Origin of the sequence: Enterovibrio norvegicus (genome assembly GCF_002876705.1) — a bacterium.
Lineage (GTDB): Bacteria > Pseudomonadota > Gammaproteobacteria > Enterobacterales > Vibrionaceae > Enterovibrio > Enterovibrio norvegicus_B.
In genome coordinates, this window is record NZ_MDAG01000006.1 from 35,759 (window position 1) to 58,800 (window position 23,042).

Sequence of the window (23,042 nt, forward strand, 5' to 3'; positions counted from 1 at the left end):
CATGCTGCATCCAATCACGCAATAAGCGATAATACTGGCTACTTTTTTCGTTTTCATCGGGTCATACCATGCTCAGTTATCGCCACAGCTTCCACGCTGGCAACCACGCTGATGTTGTTAAACACATCGTTCAAAGCCTGATCATTGAATCACTAAAGCAAAAAGATAAGGCTTTTGTTTACCACGATACGCACAGTGGTGCGGGACGTTATGATCTGTCAGATGACCACGCTGAGAAAACCGGCGAATACAAACAAGGCATTGGCCAGATTTGGCAATGCGATGATGCACCAGACGCATTAGCGCCCTATTTAGATGCCATTCGCAGCCTAAATGACGGTGATGAGCTACGCTACTATCCGGGCTCACCGAAGGTAGGCAGAACCTTGCTGCGCGACCAAGACCGTGCGATGTTCACTGAACTTCACCCGACAGATTTTCCGCTGCTACTGCAAGAGTTTCGTGGCGATCGTCAGGTGAAAATGTTCAAAGAAGATGGCTACGCACGGTTGAAAGCCAGCCTGCCACCGAAAGAGCGCCGCGGCGTGGTGTTGATTGACCCGCCTTATGAGCTCAAACATGAGTACCAAGATGTTGTCGATGCGATCGGTGAGAGTATTGAACGTTGGGCAACAGGTACCTATGCGATTTGGTATCCAGTGGTGTATCGTAAAAATATCGACCTGATCACCCGTGGTTTAGAAAAACTCGGCATTCGTAAAATCCTTCAAATCGAACTGGGTGTCTCACCCGATTCAGAAGAGCGCGGCATGACGGCATCCGGCATGATTGTGATCAATCCGCCATGGATGCTTGAAGCGCAGATGAAAGAAATTCTACCGTGGCTGCAAAGTAAAATTGCGCCCACGACAGGTCATCACTTAGTAGAATGGGTGGTACCTGAGTAAAAATCAGCCCGCATCGGGTCTGTTAGTATTGGGAAATATTCGATTGCCGCTTTCAGTGCGGAAATAAGAAAAATCACATGGAGAATAAAATGGCCAAGCATTTTGATTACATCTGTATCGGTGGTGGTAGTGGTGGTATTGCATCGGCTAACCGAGCAGCAATGTATGGTGCAAAGGTAGCAATTGTTGAAGCGCGCCACTTGGGCGGCACTTGCGTAAACGTAGGCTGTGTACCAAAGAAAGTGATGTGGCACGGCGCTCAAGTTGCTGAAGCGATCAAACTGTATGGCCCTGACTATGGTTTCGATACCACGGTGAACAAATTCGACTGGGCAAAGCTTGTCGAAAACCGTGAAGCGTACATCGGACGCATTCATGCCTCTTATGAAAACGTATTGGGCAAAAACAACATCGAAGTCATCAACGGCTTCGCCAAATTTGTTGATGCGAAAACCGTCGAAGTGAACGGCGAGCACTATACCGCTGACAACATTCTTATTGCAGTCGGTGGCGAGCCAACCATTCCGAACGTACCAGGCGCTGAGCATGGTATCGATTCAAACGGTTTCTTTGAACTCACTGAGCAGCCAAAACGCGTTGCCGTTGTCGGTGCGGGTTACATCGCGGTTGAAATCGCGGGTGTTCTGAATGCACTAGGCACTGACACTCACCTGTTCGTGCGTAAAGAGTCGCCGCTTCGTACCTTCGATCCGATGATTATCGATACCTTGGTGGAAGTGATGGAAGCCGAAGGCCCAAGCCTTCACACCCAATCAACGCCAAAAGAAGTGGTTAAAGAATCTGACGGTTCAGTGACGCTGCATTTTGAAAACGGCACGTCACACAATACCGACGTATTGATCTGGGCGATTGGTCGTAACCCAACCACCAGCAAAATCAACTTGGAAGCAACTGGCGTTGAAACCAATGCGCGTGGCTACATCAAAGTCGACGAGTTCCAGAACACGAACGTAACTGGCATCTACTGTGTGGGTGACATCATGGAAGGTGGTGTTGAGCTGACACCTGTTGCCGTAAAAGCAGGTCGCCAACTTTCAGAGCGTCTATTCAATGGCAAAACCAACGCGAAGATGGATTACACGCTGATCCCAACCGTGGTCTTCAGCCACCCGCCAATTGGTACCATTGGTCTGACTGAGCAGGAAGCGAAAGCACAATACGGCGAAGAGAACGTCAAAGTGTACGGTTCTGGTTTCACAGCCATGTACACCGCGGTAACACAACACCGCCAACCTTGCCGCATGAAGCTTATCTGCGCTGGTGAAGAAGAAACGGTTGTTGGCCTCCACGGTATCGGTTTTGCTGTTGACGAAATGATTCAAGGCTTCGGTGTTGCCATGAAGATGGGTGCAACGAAGGCGGATTTCGACAGCGTTGTCGCTATCCACCCAACAGGCTCTGAAGAGTTTGTTACGATGCGCTAAGCATTGATTTAAATATTAAAAAAGCGGCCAATCGGCCGCTTTTTTTGTTTATCGCCACACCGTTTCCGTCACTCACAAAGCACATTCACTTCGGAGGACTGGGATAAAGGCATGGGCACCATGATGACAAGGTCATAGGCATCACCGCTCGCAACCCAATAGGGCAAACGGTTCGGCACTACTCCTCGCGTCTCGGGGTCGGCAATCAGCTTTTTCAGCGAAGCGGCAGAAACCACTTTAAATCCGTTTTCAGTGCACGTCGTTTCTGCGTCGGCAAATGACGCGCGTAGCCACATTTCATCATTGCGAGAATAATGTCGTTCGCCATATTTCGGTTTGGGTACTTGCATACCCGCAACCGCTCTGAACTTGCGATTACGTTTTATTTTCTTGGGCTTAGCGGTAGTTTTGGTCGGTGTCGCTTTGACCATGGCCTCAGCAACAGGTAACGGATCATTGTTCTGTGTAGTCATCAGTGGCTCTGTAGCGGCTTCTGCCGACGCAGCTATTGCCACTACTGGCGCTGCAAGTGTCGCCTTCTCGAGCATCGCTGCTTCAACCACAGAGGCTTCCACAATAGGTGATGAAGACGGCGCTTGGGCCACCATCTCAACAACCGGTGCCGGGGTTAACCGCATTTCGTCACTGATAGAGACTTCACGAACAAACGCAGCTTTCATTGCAGGTTGCTTTCGCATTCCGTCTCGCACTCTCATTGCGGTACTGAATTGCTCAAAGGGCCCAGCAAGGCAGCGATAAGCTTCCCCTTCCTTGCGGAAGATGACCTGATTAGCGAGTACAGATTTGGCTAATTGACTGGAAAGCCAAGCATCAGGCAGGTTGTTCACTATCCCACACTGCACCCAAAACTGGCCTTGCTCGGACGCTGGATTTTTACCCCAAAGGCCATCACCAATCGGGCAAGCCTCATCCACCACATTCCACGAATCTATACGCTCAGGCGAACAAACGCTCTGCGCCGAAAAAGCCGGGACATTGAGAACTACCGATAAAATCAAAGCGCTAACAATACGAATGCTCGAAGCGATCATGATCCCTCACACGCTGGAAATGGATGATTAAACTTTTATGAGCGGAGATCGTTAGCTTAGTTCGGATTTGAACGAATCGATAAATTTGATGCATAAAACAATAAAAAAAGGTAACAAACGTTACCTTTTTTATTTGGCATTAGTGAGGATTAACCTTTGTATATTTTGGGGTTAAACACATCTCTTAGCCAATCGCCCAATAAATTTATCACCAGGACGAGAACAATCAACACGATGCCTGGGAAAGCAGTTATCCACCACGAGCCAGAGAAAATATACGTAAAGCCAATACTGATCAGTGAACCAAGAGAAGGCTTGTCGACGGGCATGCCTAACCCAAGGAAAGACAATGCCGCTTCAGACATGATGGCATTCGCGACTTGCACCGTTGATATCACCAAGATTGGGGACAAGCAGTTCGGCAAAATGTGTCGGAACATAATGCGCGGAGCTTTGAAGCCCATCACTTGCGCCGCTTCCACATATTCCTTTTTCTTTTCAGCCAACACAGAGGCACGGATCGTTCGAGCGTACTGAGGCCACTCTGCAACACCGATGATGACCACCAGCATCAAGATGGCATACTCGCTATAGAAGTCACTGCCAAAGCTCGCTTTAAAGATCGCCGAAACGATGATTGCGACCATCATGGTAGAGAACGACAATTGCACGTCAGCGATACGCATCAGTAGGCTATCGATACGGCCACCGAAGTAACCCGCACTCAAGCCAATCACAATGCCTAAGAGCAATTGCAAGGCAACGGCACCAAGACCGATGATTAACGAGATACGCAGGCCATACAGGATGGTTGAGAGAATGTCTCGACCTTGGTTGTCCGTACCCAATAGGAAGCGTTCATCTCCCCACTCCATCCACGTAGGAGGAAGTTCAGAGTCCATGATATCAATCACAGACAAATCGTACGGATCTGACGGAGACAGAAGTGGAGCCAGCACGGCCGCCAATACAAAAGAGACAAAAACAGCAAAGCTGAACATGGCGACTTTGTCGCGCTTAAAGTAATAGAAAAAATCTGACGCTAAAAACTGCTGCCAGCGAGAAGGCGCTTTTGATGTCATCTGTTCCATGCTTATGCCCCCTTACCAGTGAGATTAACCGTTGGGTTAATCAAGCCGTAAACCAAATCAACAATCGTATTGGTCACCACAAACAGCAAACCCACAAAAATGACATAAGCCGTGATCAGCGGAGTATCGACACGGTTGATCGCTTCTAAGAACAAAAATCCCGTTCCTGGCCACTGGAAAACCGTTTCAGTCAAAATGGTGTAAGCCACCATGGTGCCTATCTGAACACCACCTACCGTGACCAATGGAAGCATGGTGTTTTTCAGTGCATGGCGATACTGCACGGTTTTTTCAGGCATGCCCTTTGCGCGTGCAAATTTCACGTACTCAGTGCTTAACGCTTCTAGCATTTCAGAACGTACGAGACGGATGAACAGCGGCAGCATGATGGAAGACAGAGCAATACTGGGCAAAACAAGGTGTGACAAGCCATCAAGCGTAAAGAAGCCAGATTCCCAACCAAGAATGTTGACGGTATCTCCCCGCCCAAACGACGGAAACCATCCCAGTTCAATGGAAAAAACATACATCAGCATAATGGCGGTCAGGAAAACAGGGACTGAGATGCCGATACTGCTGCCCGCCATGATGATTTTGGTAAACACACTGCGGGGGTGAATGGCAGAGTACACACCCAGAGGAATAGAACACACAATAATGATGATGGTCGCGCCAATCACAAGCTCAAGTGTTGCCACCAGCTTATCCAGAATGACATCAACGGCTGGGCGTTTGAAGAAATAGGATGTACCCAGATCGCCCTGAACCGCATTGCCAACAAATCGCGCGTATTTCTGATGGAATGGGTCGTTTAACCCAAGCTCATCACGCAGTGCTTGTCTTTCGGCTTCTGAAACCGATTGCCCAACCATTTCACGCAACGGATCGCCAAGATTATCCTGAATGGAAAATGCCACTAGGCTGATCACAAACATCACTATCACGGCCTGAAACAGACGCTTGACGAGAAACGTAAACACTCCTTGCCCCTTACCTTTCCTTGAAGACTTTTACTTTTACTTCTTTCAATTGGCTTCATTTCCAAATGAAAGAAAACGGCCCTTTCTATCCATTGGTTCTACAAGATAGAAAGAATGGCCGTTTACAGTGTTTAAATACGCCAGATAAAGATGCTTCTTTTAACTGGCGTAATGGGTGATTACTTCACCACAAGGTTGCCGAAGTAAGGGAAGTTCATTCCGTTTACAATTGGACCGATTTCTACGTTTTTCTTGGCAGCCCATGACGGATCTTGCCAATGCAGAGGAAGGAATGCCGCTTCGTTGTACAGCGTTTCTTCAACTTGCTTGAGCATCGCATTTCGCTTGTTCAGATCCGTTTCTTTGTTCGCCGCATTGACCAACTTATCCACTTCACCATTGCTGTAATGGCCACAGTTGTACTGACCTTTACCTGTGTCAGCATTGCGGGTCATTGCTAGGAACTCAGTGAAGTTTGCAGAATCTTCTGTATCTGGGTGCCAGCCGATCATCAACATGTCAGCCGCACACTTATCAAACTCAGGCCAGTATTGCGCTTTTGGCATGGTCTTGAGATCAACTTTGATACCGATTTTCGACAGCATGGCCGCGGTTGCTTGGGCAATTTTGTCATCATTCACGTAGCGGTTGTTCGGCGCCATCATGGTCAGCTTGAAGCCATCCGCATAGCCCGCATCTTTCATCAACTGCTTGGCTTTGTTGAGGTCATAACGTGGCTTGAGGTTCTCATTGTAACCCGCGTAGCCTGGAGGACTTTGCTGTGCTGACGCAGTCGCTGCACCCTTCATGACTTTCTTCGCGATACCTTCGTTATTTACCGCGTAAACAATGGCCTGACGAACTCGCACATCTTTTAGTGCTGGGTTACTGTTTTGGTTCATTTGGAACGTGATGATGCGCGTGCCAGGCATGGTGTAAAGATCAACGTCTTTCGCTTTTTGAATACGCTTGTAATCGTTTGGCGAGACAGGCGCGATCATGTCAACATCGCCAGACAGCAACGCGGCAACGCGGGTTGCGTCTTCTTTGATCGGCACCAGCGTTAACTTATCAACGTTACCGCCAGACGCGTTATCCCAGTAATCGGCAAAACGCTCAAACTCAACCTTCACGCCTTGCTCACGCTCTTTTACGATAAAAGGTCCCGTACCAGAAAGGTTTGCTGACGCAAAAGAGTTACCGTGCTTAACGAGCTCCGCTTTGTCTTTCCCTTCAGCGGTTTTCCCAGAGTAGAACTTGCTGTCCATTGGGAAGATGTACGTCGCCACGTTTTCAATCAGTGGGTACGTGCCGTCTGTTTTGATTTCAAATGTGTAATCATCAACTTTCGTCAAGGACACGAGTGGCTCAAAAATGCCTTTAAAGTCAGGGGATGACTTTAAGCGATTGAACGTCCACACCACATCATCTGCGGTCAGTGCATTTCCTGAGTGGAATTTCACACCCTTGCGAAGGTTGAAACGCATGGTTTCGTTATCAACGCGTTCCCATGACTCAGCGAGACGAGGTTCAAACTCCATTGACTGGTTAAAGCGAACCAATGGATCAAAAACCATATGAGACAACTGAAGGGTACCGCCAGAGAGTTGCTCATGCGGGTCAAGTGAGACCGGATCGGCATCGTAAGCAACCGTAATGTCTGCGGCTGATGCAGCAAAGCTTAAACCCGCTGCCATCATCGCGAGGGCGATTTTACTCTTGAAGGTTTTCATTGCATGACTCCTTATGCAGGGAAGCAAGTTCCCTTTCTGTTGTGTATTGCTGATTCACATTGCCAGTGAACACAACGTATCCTTTCCACTGACAAATAAAATGTGTATGTCTTAATTGGCAACAGTACTCATGCCCTTGAACTCAGGCATTAGCGATATCAAATGCTGGCTGTATTCATGCTGTGGCGATTCAAACAATGCTTCCGTTTGTGCCACTTCCAACAAGGTGCCTTTCTTCATCACCCCGATGCGATCACACATCTGACGAATAACGGGTAAATCATGGCTAATAAACAGCATGGTAAGGTTAAGTTCTTGCTGCAGATCTTTGAGTAGGTTGAGTATTTGCGCTTGAACGGACACATCAAGTGCCGATGTGGGTTCATCACAGATCAATAGACGAGGTCTTGTAGCAAGTGCGCGAGCAATGGAAATTCGCTGACGCTGTCCCCCAGAAAATTCGTGAGGGTACTTAATGCCACTTGCTCGACCTAGGCCGACATGATCCAAGAGATCGCCCACGATTTGTTTAACCTGTCTGTCGTTCTCTGCGAGTTTATGGAAGCGAATCGGCTCCGCTATGATGTCTTGCACCTTCATGCGCGGGTTCATTGATGAATACGGGTTTTGAAAAACCATCTGCATCTGACGTCGCATCGGGCGACGTTGGGCTTCACTTTTCAGCCCGGTTAGGTCGATACCTTCAAACCACACTTTCCCCGAGTTAGGCGGGTAAAGGCCTGCGATCACTCGCGCAATGGTCGATTTTCCTGACCCAGACTCACCCACCAACCCAAACGTTTCACCTTCTTGGATATCAAAGCTGACATCGTTTGATGCTTGGACGTATTCTCTTTTGCTTTCAAAGAAAGAGTCTTTGGTGATGAACCGCAGATTAACGTTTTCAACCCTTAACAGAGAGCCGGTGTAGTCACGCTCGTCTTGGCTTTGGCCAAGCCAATGCGTTTTCACATCTAACGGCTTCATCTCGACAGCTTCTTCGATGTAGCTCACCAGTGGGAATCTATCGAGCTTGATGTCCGATCGCGGTACGGCTGAAATCAAACTTCGGCTATAAGGGTGCTCGGGGGTGTTTAGCACTTTGGATGTTTCACCAAATTCCACCAAATCGCCACGATACATCACTGCAATTTTGTCTGTGACGTTAGAAACGACACCCATGTCATGAGTGACAAGCATGCAGCCCACGTTTTTCTCGATACAAAGCGTGCGGATAAGATTCAGAATCTGATCTTGAATGGACACATCCAGCGCCGTTGTCGGTTCATCGGCAATGATAAGCTCTGGCTCACCCGCCAATGCAATGGCAATCACGACACGCTGGCGCATGCCACCAGAAAACTGATGAGGGTATTGTTTAACGCGAACATGTGCTTCTGGAATGCCAACCTGCTCCAATAAAGAAATGGAACGTTGCTTAGCCTCTTGCTCAGAAACACCAAGGTTGACGGTAATGGTTTCAACAAGCTGCTGTTCTACCGTAAACAAAGGGTTCAAAGACGTCATCGGATCTTGGAAGATAAATCCGATACGGGATCCCCGATAGTGACGCATTTTCTCAGGTGAAAGCCCGGAGATTTTCTCTCCATCCAAATACACCTCGCCGCTCGCCACATGTCCAGGTGGACTCAATAGGTCAATAACGGCGTTTCCAACGGTAGACTTACCCGCCCCAGATTCACCAACGACACCAACGATCTCCCCCCGCTCGATAGAGAAAGATAGATTGTTGACCGCGGCAAAGATGCCATGACGAGATGGATACTCAATTCGAAGGTTTTTTACTTCAAGCAATGCCATTGACCAGACCCTTGATACTGCACAAATCCGTGCCTGTCTGAACACAATCCCTGTTTACATCAATAAAACAAGACCAAATTAACGACCTACAATCTGTCAAATGTTTCACGAAAAAGCAACAAACCAACACTTATGGCCACAACTAACGCTGTTTATCGTATAAATATTCACCAATAGTGCATTTGACAGCATCTGGAAAAATGAAAAGTAACCTCTATCTCGCACAAAAAGGCTCAACTTAATGCACACATCTGACGGACTCGTAACAAGAAAGGCTGTTTAATTATTCAATGTGAATTAAGAAATAAGTAAGAAAAAGGTAGGGAAATAACCACAAACGCGGTGCTTATTTGATGAGAACTGTGAGGATACGCAGTCAAACTGGGGGCGAATTCAATGATAAGGCCCACCTCATTGACAGAGATTTTGCTAAACAGCGGAAATTAGGGACTCTACATTAGAGGTAAACTCGGCATTGAGCCCCCTAAACGCTTTCCCAAACCGCAGATACGAAAAAGCCCGCTCTATTGAGCGGGCTTAATCTGAATGTGGTCGGTGAAGAGGGATTCGAACCCCCGACCCTCTGGTCCCAAACCAGATGCGCTACCAAACTGCGCTATTCACCGAGTGGGGTGGCTAACGGGACTTGAACCCGCGACAACTGGAATCACAATCCAGGACTCTACCAACTGAGCTATAGCCACCACATTATTTTTTTGCCAATTTTTGCTGTATCCGGATTGGCGCACCCGACAGGATTCGAACCTGCGACCTTTGGCTCCGGAGGCCAACGCTCTATCCAGCTGAGCTACGGGCGCTTGTCCCTGTCGGCGGAGTCGCATATTACGGAGATCGCTACTTGCCGTCTAGCACTTTTTTTAATTTTTTTTCTGAATGCTCTCTTTTTGTTCAATCAGAATAAAAACCGTGCGAGTGGCCGTAATCATAACGGTTTAACGCAACAATCTAAAGCGCTATAATCACTTAATGTTTACACGGAGTTAACCTAATCGCGGTATCACTTCGTAGTTAGACAAAGTCACATATACTCAAAATGTCGACCTTGGTATCCGAATATTGCCCTTTCGGTGTGATATAACGAACCAACAGCATAAAAAACGCTCGGATTTATCAGAGCCACAATGAAATTGGGAGTGAAACAGTGAGCGCAAAGGGAATTTTTTTACGTCGTTTAGCAGTGTCTGCTGTCACCGCATTGTCTCTTGTTAGTGCAGTTCACGCTGCGGACATGTCTGAAGAAGCCATTGCAGAACGTATCGCACCTGTTGGTTCTGTCTATCTAGAAGGCGAAGCACCTGTGGAAACAGCGGCTGTACCTTCAGGCCCACGTGCGGGCGATGCCGTTTACAACACCTACTGTATGGCATGCCACTCTACGGGTGCTGCTGGCGCACCAAAAGCAGGTGACGCTGCCGCTTGGGAACCTCGAATTGCTCAAGGTAAAGACACGTTAGTGAGCCACGCAATTAATGGCTTTAACGGCATGCCTGCAAAAGGAACATGTATGGATTGTTCTGACGACGAAATCGTCGCGGCCATTGACCACATGCTTTCTCTCTAAATCAGGCAACCCCAAGAAAAAAGCGGCCTCCAAGGTCGCTTTTTTGTTTTTAGAATATCGACTCTGGAAGCAACAGCACTGACAGCACACAACAGATCACACAGAATATCGCCGTGTTCTATTGTGAAAATTTCAACATGACTGAATTTGAAAAAATGTCTCAGGGTCTTGCTTTTAACGGTGGTGATGCAGGGATCAGCGCCATTCGATCCAATGCTTTCATTCATCTCCAAGCCCTCAATGCCCAGCGCAATGACAACATTGCAGATATCGCAAATAAACTCTTTGGCCATTTTGACGCCGAATCCATGGTAATGACGCCCTTTCAGTGCGAGTTTGGAAAGAATATCCACATCGGCCGCCAAACGTTTCTCAATATGGGGGTAGTGATGCTGGATGGTGCGCCGATTACCCTCGGCAATAACGTATTAGTAGGGCCAAACTGCCAGTTTTATACAGCGGGGCACCCTCTTGATTACCGACGTCGTCGCCAATGGGAAACCGTCTGCAAGCCTATAGTGGTTGAAAACGATGTGTGGATGGGTGGAAACGTTGTGGTTTGCCAAGGCGTTACCATTGGCGCTCGATCGGTGATTGCCGCGAATTCCGTCGTCACACAGGATGTGCCGCCCGATAGCCTTGTAGGTGGCACTCCCGCGAAGGTGATCAGGAAAATCCACGAGAATGACGATACAGACGCGCTGGTGCCAGCCTAACTCCTCGTTGTTTGACGCCCACAGCGCCAAACATGCCCTCATTAAAGAAAAAGCCAGCATTCGCTGGCTTTTTCTTTAATCCTTTTTGAGCATAGCCCTGAGGTTTGCAATGGCTGCTGACCCCTTCGCCATTCGCTCTTCTTGTGTTTGAGGCTTTTTCTTTTCTTCCCATTCAACATCGTCGTAAGGAAGCTCTTCAAGAAAACGGCTCGGCATCGGTTTAATCAACTCGCCGTACTGGCGGCGTTCTTTGCACAAGGTGAAGGTCATTTCTTTCTGCGCGCGCGTGATGCCCACATACGCAAGGCGACGCTCTTCTTCGACATTGTCTTCATCGATGCTCGATTGGTGCGGCAGCAAACCCTCTTCCATACCAATCAAGAACACGTAAGGAAACTCGAGCCCTTTTGATGCATGCAGTGTCATCAACTGCACCTGATCGGCATCATCGTTGTCTTCACCGCGTTCCATCATGTCGCGCAAGGTAAGTCGCTGTACCACCTCACGTAACGTTTTCGGTTCGTTGTCGTAATTGTCCCCTTCCAGGTCGGCAACAATCCAGCTGTAGAGGTCTGAGACATTCTTCATCTGCATCTCAGCGGCTTTCGGGCTTGATGCTGTCTCATAGAGCCAATCTTCGTAATGTGAATCGCGTACCAGCGAGCGAACCGCCTCAACAGCGTTGCCACGTTCAAACTCATCAGACATTTCGACAATCCAACGCGTAAAGCGTTGAAGTGACTCCAATCCACGCCCTGCAAGGTGCTGCTGTAACCCCATTTCAAAACTGGCAGCAAACAGGCTTTTTCCTCGCATGTTCGCGTACGTTCCCAGCTTTTCAAGCGTTACAGGACCAATTTCACGACGCGGCGTATTAACGATACGCAAGAAAGCATTGTCGTCATCTTGGTTCGTTAACAAACGTAGATACGCCATGATGTCTTTGATTTCTGCGCGTGCGAAGAACGACGTTCCCCCTGAGATCTTGTAAGGAATGCGGTTTTGCATCAGGGCTTTTTCAAACAAACGGGACTGATGGTTACCGCGGTACAAAATCGCATAGTCTTTGTAATCAGAGCGGTGCATGTAGCGGTGTGCAATGATTTCACCCACCACACGTTCGGCTTCATGGTCTTCGTTGTTGGCTTTAAGTACCTTCAACATCTCGCCATCGGGCAACGCAGAGAACAGGGTTTTCTCAAACACGTGCGGGTTGTTGGCGATCAGGATATTTGCCGATCGCAAAATACGGCTGGTTGAGCGGTAGTTTTGCTCCAGCTTAATGACTTTAAGGCTCGGAAAATCCTGATTCAACATCAACAGGTTTTTCGGCTGTGCGCCACGCCAACTATAAATGGATTGATCATCGTCCCCTACCACGGTGAAACGCGCTCGCTCACCCACCAGCATCTTCACCAATTGATATTGGCTGGTATTGGTATCTTGATATTCATCCACCAGCAAGTAGCGAATTTTGCTTTGCCAGCGCTCACGGACGTCTTGATTGGTTTTCAGCAAGATCACAGGCATCAAAATCAGGTCATCAAAATCCAGTGCGTTGTAGGCCTTCATTTGTTTCTGATACAGGGTGTAGCAATGCGCGAAGAGCTTATCTTGCTCACCCATGGCTGACGCTTCCGCTTGGGTTGGCGTCAACATGTCATTTTTCCAATTGGAGATTTTGTGCAGAAGCTGCTTAAGCAGGTCTTTATCGCCTTCTAGCTCATCTTCCGTTAGCTCTTTGAGCAAGGCCATTTGGTCTTGGTCGTCAAACAGCGAAAAACCCGCTTTAAGCCCTAGCGTTTTATATTCACGACGAATGATGTTGAGGCCGAGAGTATGGAACGTAGAAACGGTGAGACCACGCGATTCTTGCTTACTCAGGGTTTGATTGACACGCTCTTTCATCTCACGTGCCGCTTTGTTGGTGAACGTCACCGCCGCGACATGACGCGCTTTGTAATCACACTGCTGAACCAAGTAGGCGATTTTATTGGTAATAACGCGGGTTTTACCCGAGCCAGCGCCCGCCAAGACTAGGCACGGTCCAGACACGTGGTGGACTGCGTCATTTTGGGCTGGGTTCAGTTTCATGTGGTTCCTCTGTTTATCGTCAGCGATGAGTCGCCGTTACATTGTAAAAGGAATAGCTGCGCACTTCATCATTCGGTCAGTTTTATTGATCTCGCCAAGAATCCTTACAATGTTCAGTACATTCATTGTTCACTTAACCTTGCAGAGTGTTTTAAATCTAATACAATGAATGAACGTTCATTCATTGAGAGCGTATAAATGATGTCTGACAAAAAAACGCAGATCTTAGAAGCCACCGAGCGTTTACTGGCAAAACACGGCTTTGACCGCCTCTCTATGCAGATGGTCGCCAAAGAAGCTGGCGTCGCGGCAGGTACGATTTATCGGTACTTCTCGGACAAGAACGATTTGTTGAGCCAACTTCGCAACCATGTCATTGGAAAATGTGCCGAAAATATATTGCACGGTTTGTCCGATGACATGTCTATGAAACAGCAGTTTGTCACCCTTTGGCGCAATGCCTGGCAAATCACCATTGATCGTGACGACAATGCAATCAACCGTGAGCAGTTTGATAGCTTGCCCTATCAAAACGGTACAGAGCAAAAAATGGCGGAACGGGAGGTTTTTACTCCTATACATCAGCTTTTCGAGGCTGGTATCGCTAATGGAACATTCAAACCACTCTCGACTGACGTGCTTTCTGGCATTGGCCTTGAACCGGCCATTTGTTTAGCTCGCAAACAGGTAAGGGGTGTTATAAACCTTGACGCTTCAGCACTCGATGATGCAATCAACGCGTGCTGGGATGCTATATGCCTTCATAAAGAATCGGAGAAATCTAAATGAAGAAATCGTTTGTTGTCATGTTGGTCTTGGCACTTGTACTTTTCGGTACAGTTATCGGCTTTAACATGTTTAAACAACAAAAAATTGCCGAATACATGGCAAACATGCCTGAGCCAGAATTCCCAGTGACAGTGACAGAAATGTCATCCATTGAGTGGATCCCAACCATTGAAGCTATCGGCTTTATCGAACCCAACCAAGGTGTCACGCTAACAACCCAAGTTAACGGCGTTATCGACCACATCAACTTCGTTTCAGGTCAATCCGTGAAACAAGGTGATGTGCTATTGGCATTGGATTCAAAAGTAGAAGCGGCAAACCTAAAGAGTACTCAAGCGCGTTTACCTGCTGCAAAAGCAAAATACAAGCGCTACCAAGGTCTGTTCCGTAAAGGGTCTATTTCGAAAGAAGCCTTGGATGAAGCAGAAGCTAACTACCGCTCGCTACAGGCTGACGTAGAAAGTTTGAATGCGTCGATTGAGCGCCGCACCATTGATGCACCGTTTGACGGCGTTGTGGGTCTTCGTAACGTGTTCCTTGGTGAATACCTGCAACCAGGTACTGAAATTGTTCGCTTGGAAGACACCTCCATCATGCGCCTTCGCTTTACTGTGCCACAAACAGACATTGCGAAAATCAAGCTAGACCAGAAGATTAACATTGCTGTCGATGCATACCCTGAGACGCCTTTCACCGGCAAAATCAGTGCCATCGAGCCTGCGGTTAACTTCCAAAGTGGCTTGATCCAAGTACAAGCTGATATCCCTAACAACCACGGTCAACTGCGTTCAGGTATGTTTGCGCGCGCAAACATCATTCTGCCAACGGTTGAAGATCAGATTGTTGTCGACCAAACCGCTATCAACTTCACACTGTACGGTGAGAACGTTTATGTACTTCGCGAAGAAGACAGCGAGACGCGCGCGTACCAACAAGTCGTGAAAGTCGGTGAGCGTAAAGGCCACATCGCACACGTTCTGAATGGTCTAAAAGCGGGCGACAAGGTGGTGACATCGGGTCAAGTACGCTTGAGTAATGGTGCGAAAGTACGCGTTGTTGAAAACGATGCGCTTACACCACCTGAACAGCTACCACAACTGTGATGAGGTCCTGATGAAATTTACGGATATTTTCATACGGCGTCCGGTTCTGGCCATCTCGATCAGCTTTTTGATCGCGCTGCTTGGTCTGCAATCGATGTTCAAGATGCAGGTTCGGGAATACCCGGACATGACCAATACCGTTGTTACCATCGCCACCAGTTACTACGGTGCAAGTGCTGACTTGATCCAAGGCTTCATTACGACGCCACTGGAACAAGCCGTTGCACAGGCTGACAACATTGACTTTATGACGTCTGAATCGGTGCTGGGTACCTCTACCGTGACGGTTTACATGAAGCTGAACACCGATCCAAATGCTGCCTTGGCGGACATTTTGGCGAAGGTGAACTCTGTTCGTGCACAGTTGCCAGGTGAGTCTGAAGACCCCTCTGTCACCATGTCGACAGGGTCAACAACAGCGGTAATGTACATCGGCTTTACGTCTGACACCCTCGATTCAAGCCAAATCACGGACTACCTTGAGCGTGTAACAAAACCTCAGCTGTTCACGGTGAATGGTGTAGCAAAAATCGACCTTTACGGCGGTTTGAAATACGCCCTGCGCGTATGGCTTGATCCAGCGAAAATGGCAGCGTTCAACCTGACGGCGACGGAAGTGATGGGCGTACTTAACGCCAACAACTACCAGTCAGCAACCGGCCAGTCGATTGGTACTTACATGGTGTATAACGGCTCTGCCGATACCCAAGTATCCAATACCGACGAGCTTAGCCGTTTGGTTGTCGCCACGCAGGAAGGTCAGGTTATTCGTCTGGGCGATATCGCGAAGGTCTCGCTAGAGAAGAGTCACGATATCTACCGTGCCACTGCGAATGGCTCAGAAGCGGTTGTCGCCGCGATTAACGCAGCTCCAACGGCTAACCCAATCAACATTGCTGCAGATGTCACTGCCAAGCTGCCAGAGCTTGAACGTAACATGCCTAGCACCATCAAGATGAATGTCTTGTATGACTCCACCGTTGCGATCAACGAATCGATTCATGAGGTTGTGAAGACCATCATTGAAGCGGCACTGATCGTATTGGTGGTGATCACCTTGTTCTTGGGTTCATTCCGCGCAGTGCTGATCCCTATCATCACTATCCCACTGTCTTTGATTGGTGTGGCCATGATGATGGAGCTGTTTGGCTTCTCGCTAAACTTGATGACACTGCTCGCCATGGTACTGGCCATCGGTCTGGTGGTGGATGACGCGATCGTTGTTCTTGAGAACGTCGATCGCCATATCAAGCTCGGTGAATCACCATTCCGCGCCGCCATTATCGGTACCCGTGAAATCGCGGTGCCTGTTATCTCGATGACGCTGACACTGGCAGCGGTATACGCACCTATCGCATTGATGGGCGGTATCACAGGCTCGTTGTTTAAAGAGTTTGCGCTGACGCTTGCAGGTGCCGTTTTTGTATCGGGCATCATTGCTCTGACGTTGTCGCCAATGATGTGTTCGAAAATGCTCAAGGCCAACGAAAAGCCGAGCAAATTCGAAGCCAAGGTACATGGCTTCCTCGATCGCATGACGGAAGGCTACGCACGCATGCTGGGCGGCATCATGAAGATTCGCCCTGTAATCATCTCTTTCGCGGTGATCGTGTTTGTCAGTCTACCCATCATGTTCTCCTTTATCCCGAGTGAGCTTGCGCCACCGGAAGATAAAGGTGTGATGGTAATGATGGGTACAGCACCATCAACGGCGAACTTGGATTACATCGAAAACACCATGGCAGAAGTCAACGCAACATTGGCAGCACAGCCAGAAGTTGCGTTTGCACAGGTGTTCTCAGGTGTACCTAAGTCAAACCAAGCCTTCGGTATTGCCTCTTTGGTGCCATGGAGTGAGCGTGAAGCCAGTCAGGCAGACGTGGTTAAGCGTATGACTGACGAAGTGAAAGATGTACCAGGCATGGCGGTAACGGCATTCCAGATGCCAGAACTACCCGGTGCGTCTTCAGGTCTTCCGATTCAGTTCGTTATCACCACGCCAAGTAACTTCGAAAGCTTGTTCCAAGTTGCGGCAGATGTGCTTGCTGACGTGAAAAGTAACTCTATGTTTGTTTACTCAGACATGGATCTGAATTTTGATTCTGCGACGATGAAAATCAACATCGACAAAGACAAAGCAGGCGCTTACGGCATCACGATGCAAGACATTGGTATCACGCTAGGCACGATGATGGCGGACGGTTACGTTAACCGTATCGACTTAGATGGCCGCTCATACGAAGTGATTCCACAAGTCGAGCGTAAGTACCGTTTGAACCCTGAATCTATCAAGGGTTACTACGTACGTTCAGCCAGTGGCGAAGCTGTGCCTCTGGGCTCACTGGTGACCATTGATGTGGTTGCAGAGCCTCGTGCATTGCCACACTTCAACCAGCTAAACTCTGCGACTATCGGTGCAGTTGCTGCGCCTGGCGTTGCAATGGGTGATGCGATCAACTGGTTTGAAGGCATTGCAGCTGAGAAACTGCCACGTGGTTACCAACATGACTACCTCGGTGAAGCGCGTCAGTTCGTAACAGAAGGCAGTGCGCTATTTGGCACCTTCTTGCTGGCATTGGCTGTTATCTACCTTGTACTCGCGATTCAGTTCGAATCATTGCGCGATCCACTCGTTATTCTGGTCTCTGTACCGTTGGCGATTTGTGGTGCCTTGATTGCTCTGGCGTGGGGTGCGGCGTCGATGAACATCTACTCTCAAGTCGGTTTGATTACTCTGATTGGTTTGATCACCAAGCACGGTATTCTTATCTGTGAAGTGGCAAAAGAAGAGCAACTTCACAACGGCATGAGCAAGATGGACGCCGTCATGGAAGCCGCAAAAGTGCGTCTTCGCCCAATCCTGATGACAACCGCTGCGATGATCGCGGGTCTTATCCCGCTGATGTACGCAACCGGTGCAGGTGCTGCTCAGCGCTTTAGTATTGGTATTGTTATCGTTGCGGGTCTGGCAATCGGTACGCTATTCACCTTGTTCGTTCTTCCGGTTATTTATACTTACCTTGCAAGCCGTCATGAGCCGCTGCCTGTGTTCGTAGAAGATGATGAACTAGAAGCAATGAGATTGGCAGAGGAAGCTGAAAAAGCCGCTTCGCACTAAGTCTCTTTATGCACTGAAAGGCCTCCAATGTGAGGCCTTTTTTATTTTGTACCGTAGTGAATAAGAGAAAAGAGTTTTTCGACAACAATCCGAGGATTGCTTAGAATAGCATCATCATAATAAGGAGTAGCGCATGTTCGACCCTAAGAAACTAGAGCAAGTCGTTAAGCAGATTCAGGAATCTATGCCAAAACCCGTGAAAGATCTGGGTAATGACGTAGAACAGAAAGTCCGTGAGGTGATCCAATCACAACTAGCAAAATTGGATGTTGTTAGTCGTGAAGAGTTTGATGTTCAAACTCAAGTTCTGCTTCGCACTCGCCAAAAGTTGAGTGAAATGGAGCAAAAACTTGCTGAGTTCGAACAGAAGCTGAACGAGAAATCTGACGCTTAGTCATCGCAAGCCAATGAAGGCTGCATGCAAAACAAACCAGCATTAAAAAACCCGGCTTTCGCCGGGTTTTTCGTATTCAATTCGTCAATGCGAAGAGATTAATCACCAACAGCAATGCGCTTCATGTCAGTCATATAGCCACGTAGCTCAGTGCCAATCCACTCTACAGGGTGGTTACGTAGTGCGTCGTTAACAGCAATCAAGGTTGCGTTGTCAGCGTCGTTGCCTACATCGCCAAGACCCTTACCGATAACGTCAGTACCAACTCCTGGCATGAACTTCTCACGCAACAGTGGTGTTGCAACGTTTGCGAACAGGTAGTTACCGTATTCAGCCGTGTCAGAAATAACCACGTTCATTTCGTACAGACGCTTACGTGCAACAGTGTTTGCAATCAAAGGAAGCTCGTGCAGTGACTCGTAGTATGCAGACTCTTCAATGATGCCTGATGCCGTCATTGCTTCAAACGCCAGTTCAACACCTGCGCGAACCATTGCAACCATCAAGATACCGTTGTCGAAGTACTCTTGCTCAGAAATCTTAACGTCTGAATCAGGGTATTGTTCAAATGCCGTTTCTGCCGTCTCTTCACGCCAGCCAAGAAGGTTTGCGTCATCATTTGCCCAGTCAGCCATCATGGTTGATGAGAAGTGACCAGAGATGATGTCGTCCATGTGCTTGTTATAAAGCGGACGCATCAGATCTTTAAGATCTTCTGACAATTCAAACGCTTTGATCTTCGCAGGGTTAGACAGACGATCCATCATGTGCGTGATGCCACCGAACTTCAGTGCTTCAGTGATCGTTTCCCAACCGAACTGCAGAAGTTTACCTGCATAGCTTGGGTCGATGCCGTCAGCAACCATCTTCTCGTAACATACGATAGAACCCGCTTGAAGCATGCCACACAGAATGGTTTGCTCGCCCATCAGGTCAGATTTAACTTCAGCAACAAAAGACGACTCAAGAACGCCTGCACGGTGACCACCGGTTGCAGCAGCCCAAGCTTTTGCAATTTCATGTCCTTCACCTTGTGGATCATTCTCTGGGTGAACGGCCATAAGAGTAGGAACACCGAAACCACGCTTGTACTCTTCACGTACTTCAGTACCTGGGCACTTTGGTGCAACCATCACAACTGTGATGTCTTGACGAATTTCCATGCCTTCTTCAACGATGTTGAAGCCATGTGAATAACCAAGAGCAGCACCTTCTTTCATCAAAGGCATTACTGCACTAACAACGCTTGTGTGCTGTTTGTCAGGCGTTAGGTTAACCACCAAATCCGCTTGTGGAATCAGGTTTTCATAGTTATCAACGTTGAAGCCGTTTTCTTTGGCATTCTTGTAAGATTGACGCTGTTCGTCGATAGCTGCTTGGCGAAGTGCATAAGACACGTCTAGGCCAGAATCACGCATATTTAGACCTTGGTTAAGGCCTTGCGCACCACAGCCAACAATAACCACTTTCTTACCTTTTAGGTAATCTGCTTCATTGGCAAATTCCGCTTTATCCATAAAGCGACAAACACCCAGTTGATCAAGTTGCTCGCGCAAATTCAAGGTATTGAAATAGTTAGACATGTCGAATACTCCGTAAGAAAAATCTGTCCTTGAGCGATGTGAACATGACAAGCTGCCACATCGAATTGAGTTCATAATAGATCAGGCAGTAAATTGCTTGAAGTGATATATTCACAACATGTAATTGCAATTTATGCAACATAGAGAACGACAATGGACGTCAAACATCTACAATTCTTTATTCATCTGTGCGACAGCAAAAACTTCTCGAAAACCGCTGCAGCGATGCACATCAGTCCTTCAGCGTTAAGCCGCCAAATACAAAAGCTTGAACAAGAAGCCAATCAACAACTTTTCCTTCGCGATAATCGCAGCGTTGTACTAACTCCAGCAGGAAAAAAGCTATTGCCTATTGCTATGCGAATATTATCAGAATGGCAGCAATACCAAAGCCAAGCTGATGCATCAGAGAACGAGCTCCGTGGTGAACTTCGTCTATTTTGCTCAGTGACTGCCAGCTATAGCCACTTACCCGAATTACTATCCGAATTTAGAATTCGTCATCCCTTTATTGAACTTAAACTCTCGACGGGCGACCCTGCACAAGCAATAGACAAAGTGCTTCTTGATGAAGCTGATATCGCAATATCCGCAAGACCCGAACAACTTCCTGCCAAAGTCGCATTCAAAGCCATAAGTGAAGTCCCTCTGTCTGTAATCGCGCCTGCAGGAGTAAGCAGTTTCGCCGAAGCACTGCAAAAAGAAACACCGGATTGGCATGCCATTCCTTTTATTGTGCCTGAAGCCGGCACAGCACGAGAGAGAGCAAATACTTGGTTCAAACAAATGAAGATAAAACCGAATATCTACGCACAAGTGTCTGGCCATGAAGCCATCGTGAGTATGGTTGCACTCGGATGTGGGGTAGGTATCGCACCAGATGTCGTCATCAACAACAGCCCTGTACGAGAGAAGATTGAAAGGTTAAAACTTGCCCCAATTCGCCCTTTTGAATTAGGTATTTGCAGCCTTCGCTCTCAACAAAACAATCCATTGGTTCTGGCACTTTGGGATGTAGCACATAACAATTAATCAAAACTAATGCACGAGATAAATAACTAAAAAACTGACTTTATTGGTGACAACTCGCAATATTTGTTCATGGAAAACCTTAAGAATCACCTTTTTCGCTAAAAGATCTATCCAATTTTATGCCCTTATCAGAGTATCTAGAAAATTAGTCTAAGGGTGTTAAAAATGCATAAAGTTAGTTTGCTAACAGCTCTGTTACTTGTTGGTTGTAACTCATCAGAATTTGATCCAATAGATGTTAAACATCAGGAGCTTTCAGGTACCAGTATTGAAAATGGTAACAATGATCTGACCAACTTTGTCTCGGCGGTAAAAGGCGTTGATATTGTAGGTATCGGTGAAGCTACACATCAAGGCTCAAAAGCCCATAGCTACATGGGAAGGATGACAAAAGCGCTTCATCAAGATGGCGACTTGGAGATAGTTGCTTTAGAGGCAGGACTCTACGACGGCTTGGTTGCTTGGAATAATTACCTTACAGGAAAACAATCCCTCCTTGATGCCGTTACAGGTCCGGATGCTAATTTCTACTTTATGCACCGTTTTAGTGCCCAGTTAGAGGGGTTGTTTAACTACGTAAATGATGTAGATCAGATCAATGATACACTGATTCTCACTGGCTACGATGCACGAATGAACAGTGACCCAGCATGCGCCGGTACTATTTTTGATGAGTTAAGACATTACCTAACATCAAATTCACTATCTACAGAAGAATTCGATGTTATAGAAGATATTGGTCCAATCATGATGTGCCCTTGGTACACGAGCACTGAGTATTCTAAAGCCCATCACGATAAACTGATTTCTGCTGTAAACAAATTAGAGACCACATTAAAGAATCAGAAACATCTAGAAGTCGTCCCAGTTTATGACCCAACTCAACCAAGAGACTTCCGTCTATATTCTTCATTCTGGCTTCAAATAGCCAAAAGTATTGGCGCCCACGCGAATACCCAAATTAACGGGTTGGACAAACGTTATTCCGATTATCAGAGTGCGGAAAACATAAAATGGCTACGTGATGAATGGTTTAATACTGATGCACAGGTTGTTATCTTTGGTCACAATTCTCATGTTACAGGCCTAAATGACTCAGCTTTATATGCTGTCAATCAGCGTTATCCCGAGCTAAAAACATACAGCGTAATGCAATTGACGTACTCAGGAGAAGTGGCACCTTATGTATCTGATTACACGCTTTGGGCTTCCAATCCTCAAAGTTGGCCAAAAGCGCACAACTCTTTAAATAGTCGATTATATGCATCAGGTTACTCAGATTCATTTATTGATATAAAAGAATTGGATCAAGCTGAAAAAGCAACATTCAACTCTCTACAAGCGGTACAAGTAAATATGACATACCCAAGTCTCTATATTCCTTCAGAGATAATGGATGGCATTCTCTTCATCCCCGTCGAAACACCAACTACACCACGAAAAATGTAATTCAGCTAACAGCACATTAAACATAAAAAGCCCCAGTCTATGACTAGGGCTTTTTATAAGTCGCGGAACATTGTACAGATGAGGTTTGTCAGATAGCCCTTAGGCTCTCAGCAAAGGCTCTAACACCTTTTAAAAACCTACAGACGATAAAA

17 protein-coding genes and 3 tRNA genes are annotated in these 23,042 nt (G+C 47.4%); 10 read left to right on the forward strand and 10 right to left on the reverse strand.

Going from position 1 to position 23,042, the window contains the following annotated elements; translation table 11 throughout:
• Positions 1-68: 68 nt before the first annotated feature.
• Positions 69-908 (forward strand): 23S rRNA (adenine(2030)-N(6))-methyltransferase RlmJ, encoded by an 840-nt coding sequence (locus BCT27_RS03040; RefSeq protein WP_102394994.1) that lies wholly within the window; start codon positions 69-71, stop codon positions 906-908.
• An 89-nt stretch (positions 909-997) separates the two neighbouring features.
• Positions 998-2,353 carry a glutathione-disulfide reductase gene (gorA, locus tag BCT27_RS03045; RefSeq protein WP_102260763.1) on the forward strand — a complete coding sequence of 452 codons (1,356 nt, stop codon included), beginning with the start codon at positions 998-1,000 and terminating at the stop codon, positions 2,351-2,353.
• A 68-nt stretch (positions 2,354-2,421) separates the two neighbouring features.
• On the opposite strand, the gene BCT27_RS03050 is transcribed toward gorA, so the two are convergent.
• The 8 genes from BCT27_RS03050 to BCT27_RS03085 all read right to left on the reverse strand — a co-directional run bounded on the left by BCT27_RS03050 (position 2,422) and on the right by BCT27_RS03085 (position 9,848).
• Positions 2,422-3,405, reverse strand: a complete 984-nt coding sequence (locus BCT27_RS03050) for an SPOR domain-containing protein (protein WP_102394995.1) — start codon at positions 3,403-3,405, stop codon at positions 2,422-2,424.
• Between the two features lie 149 nt (positions 3,406-3,554).
• Complete coding sequence (locus BCT27_RS03055) at positions 3,555-4,496, reverse strand: ABC transporter permease (RefSeq protein WP_102260761.1); 942 nt, start codon at positions 4,494-4,496, stop codon at positions 3,555-3,557.
• A 2-nt stretch (positions 4,497-4,498) separates the two neighbouring features.
• Complete coding sequence (locus BCT27_RS03060; protein WP_017009443.1) at positions 4,499-5,476, reverse strand: ABC transporter permease; 978 nt, start codon at positions 5,474-5,476, stop codon at positions 4,499-4,501.
• 179 nt (positions 5,477-5,655) lie between these two features.
• Positions 5,656-7,209 (reverse strand): ABC transporter substrate-binding protein, encoded by a 1,554-nt coding sequence (locus BCT27_RS03065; protein WP_102394996.1) that lies wholly within the window; start codon positions 7,207-7,209, stop codon positions 5,656-5,658.
• A 111-nt stretch (positions 7,210-7,320) separates the two neighbouring features.
• Positions 7,321-9,030: a dipeptide ABC transporter ATP-binding protein gene (locus BCT27_RS03070; RefSeq protein ID WP_102394997.1), complete on the reverse strand. Its 1,710-nt coding sequence runs from the start codon at positions 9,028-9,030 to the stop codon at positions 7,321-7,323.
• A gap of 549 nt (positions 9,031-9,579) precedes the next feature.
• Positions 9,580-9,656, reverse strand: a tRNA-Pro gene (locus BCT27_RS03075).
• 2 nt (positions 9,657-9,658) lie between these two features.
• Positions 9,659-9,734 (reverse strand) — tRNA-His (locus BCT27_RS03080).
• Positions 9,735-9,771: 37 nt separating this feature from the next.
• Positions 9,772-9,848 (reverse strand) — tRNA-Arg (locus BCT27_RS03085).
• 344 nt (positions 9,849-10,192) lie between these two features.
• On the opposite strand from BCT27_RS03085, the gene BCT27_RS03090 reads away from it, so the two are divergent.
• Complete coding sequence (locus BCT27_RS03090; RefSeq protein ID WP_102317675.1) at positions 10,193-10,612, forward strand: c-type cytochrome; 420 nt, start codon at positions 10,193-10,195, stop codon at positions 10,610-10,612.
• Positions 10,613-10,749: 137 nt separating this feature from the next.
• Complete coding sequence (locus BCT27_RS03095) at positions 10,750-11,328, forward strand: sugar O-acetyltransferase (protein WP_102394998.1); 579 nt, start codon at positions 10,750-10,752, stop codon at positions 11,326-11,328.
• 75 nt (positions 11,329-11,403) lie between these two features.
• On the opposite strand, the gene rep is transcribed toward BCT27_RS03095, so the two are convergent.
• Positions 11,404-13,422 carry a DNA helicase Rep gene (rep, locus tag BCT27_RS03100; RefSeq protein WP_017010491.1) on the reverse strand — a complete coding sequence of 673 codons (2,019 nt, stop codon included), beginning with the start codon at positions 13,420-13,422 and terminating at the stop codon, positions 11,404-11,406.
• A 201-nt stretch (positions 13,423-13,623) separates the two neighbouring features.
• Between rep and BCT27_RS03105 the strand changes: the two genes are divergently transcribed.
• From BCT27_RS03105 to ubiK, 4 genes are all read left to right on the forward strand, one after another.
• Positions 13,624-14,211: a TetR/AcrR family transcriptional regulator gene (locus BCT27_RS03105; protein ID WP_198597501.1), complete on the forward strand. Its 588-nt coding sequence runs from the start codon at positions 13,624-13,626 to the stop codon at positions 14,209-14,211.
• Complete coding sequence (locus BCT27_RS03110; protein ID WP_102394999.1) at positions 14,208-15,314, forward strand: efflux RND transporter periplasmic adaptor subunit; 1,107 nt, start codon at positions 14,208-14,210, stop codon at positions 15,312-15,314. The genes BCT27_RS03105 and BCT27_RS03110 overlap by 4 nt, the downstream gene beginning before the upstream one ends.
• Positions 15,315-15,324: 10 nt before the next feature.
• Positions 15,325-18,432: a multidrug efflux RND transporter permease subunit gene (locus BCT27_RS03115; protein WP_102391314.1), complete on the forward strand. Its 3,108-nt coding sequence runs from the start codon at positions 15,325-15,327 to the stop codon at positions 18,430-18,432.
• A gap of 133 nt (positions 18,433-18,565) precedes the next feature.
• The gene (gene ubiK / locus BCT27_RS03120) at positions 18,566-18,826 is read left to right on the forward strand and encodes a ubiquinone biosynthesis accessory factor UbiK (RefSeq protein ID WP_017010496.1); all 261 of its coding nucleotides are present in this window, start codon (positions 18,566-18,568) and stop codon (positions 18,824-18,826) included.
• Positions 18,827-18,924: 98 nt separating this feature from the next.
• Here ubiK and ilvC read toward each other — a convergent pair whose 3' ends face one another.
• Complete coding sequence (gene ilvC, locus BCT27_RS03125) at positions 18,925-20,409, reverse strand: ketol-acid reductoisomerase (protein ID WP_102317680.1); 1,485 nt, start codon at positions 20,407-20,409, stop codon at positions 18,925-18,927.
• Between the two features lie 153 nt (positions 20,410-20,562).
• On the opposite strand from ilvC, the gene ilvY reads away from it, so the two are divergent.
• Both ilvY and BCT27_RS03135 read left to right on the forward strand, forming a co-directional pair.
• Positions 20,563-21,441, forward strand: coding sequence for an HTH-type transcriptional activator IlvY (gene ilvY / locus BCT27_RS03130; protein ID WP_102317681.1), 879 nt, complete (start codon positions 20,563-20,565; stop codon positions 21,439-21,441).
• A gap of 165 nt (positions 21,442-21,606) precedes the next feature.
• A complete protein-coding gene (locus tag BCT27_RS03135) occupies positions 21,607-22,890 on the forward strand; it encodes an erythromycin esterase family protein (RefSeq protein ID WP_102395000.1) in 1,284 nt (427 codons plus the stop codon).
• Positions 22,891-23,042: the final 152 nt, after the last annotated feature.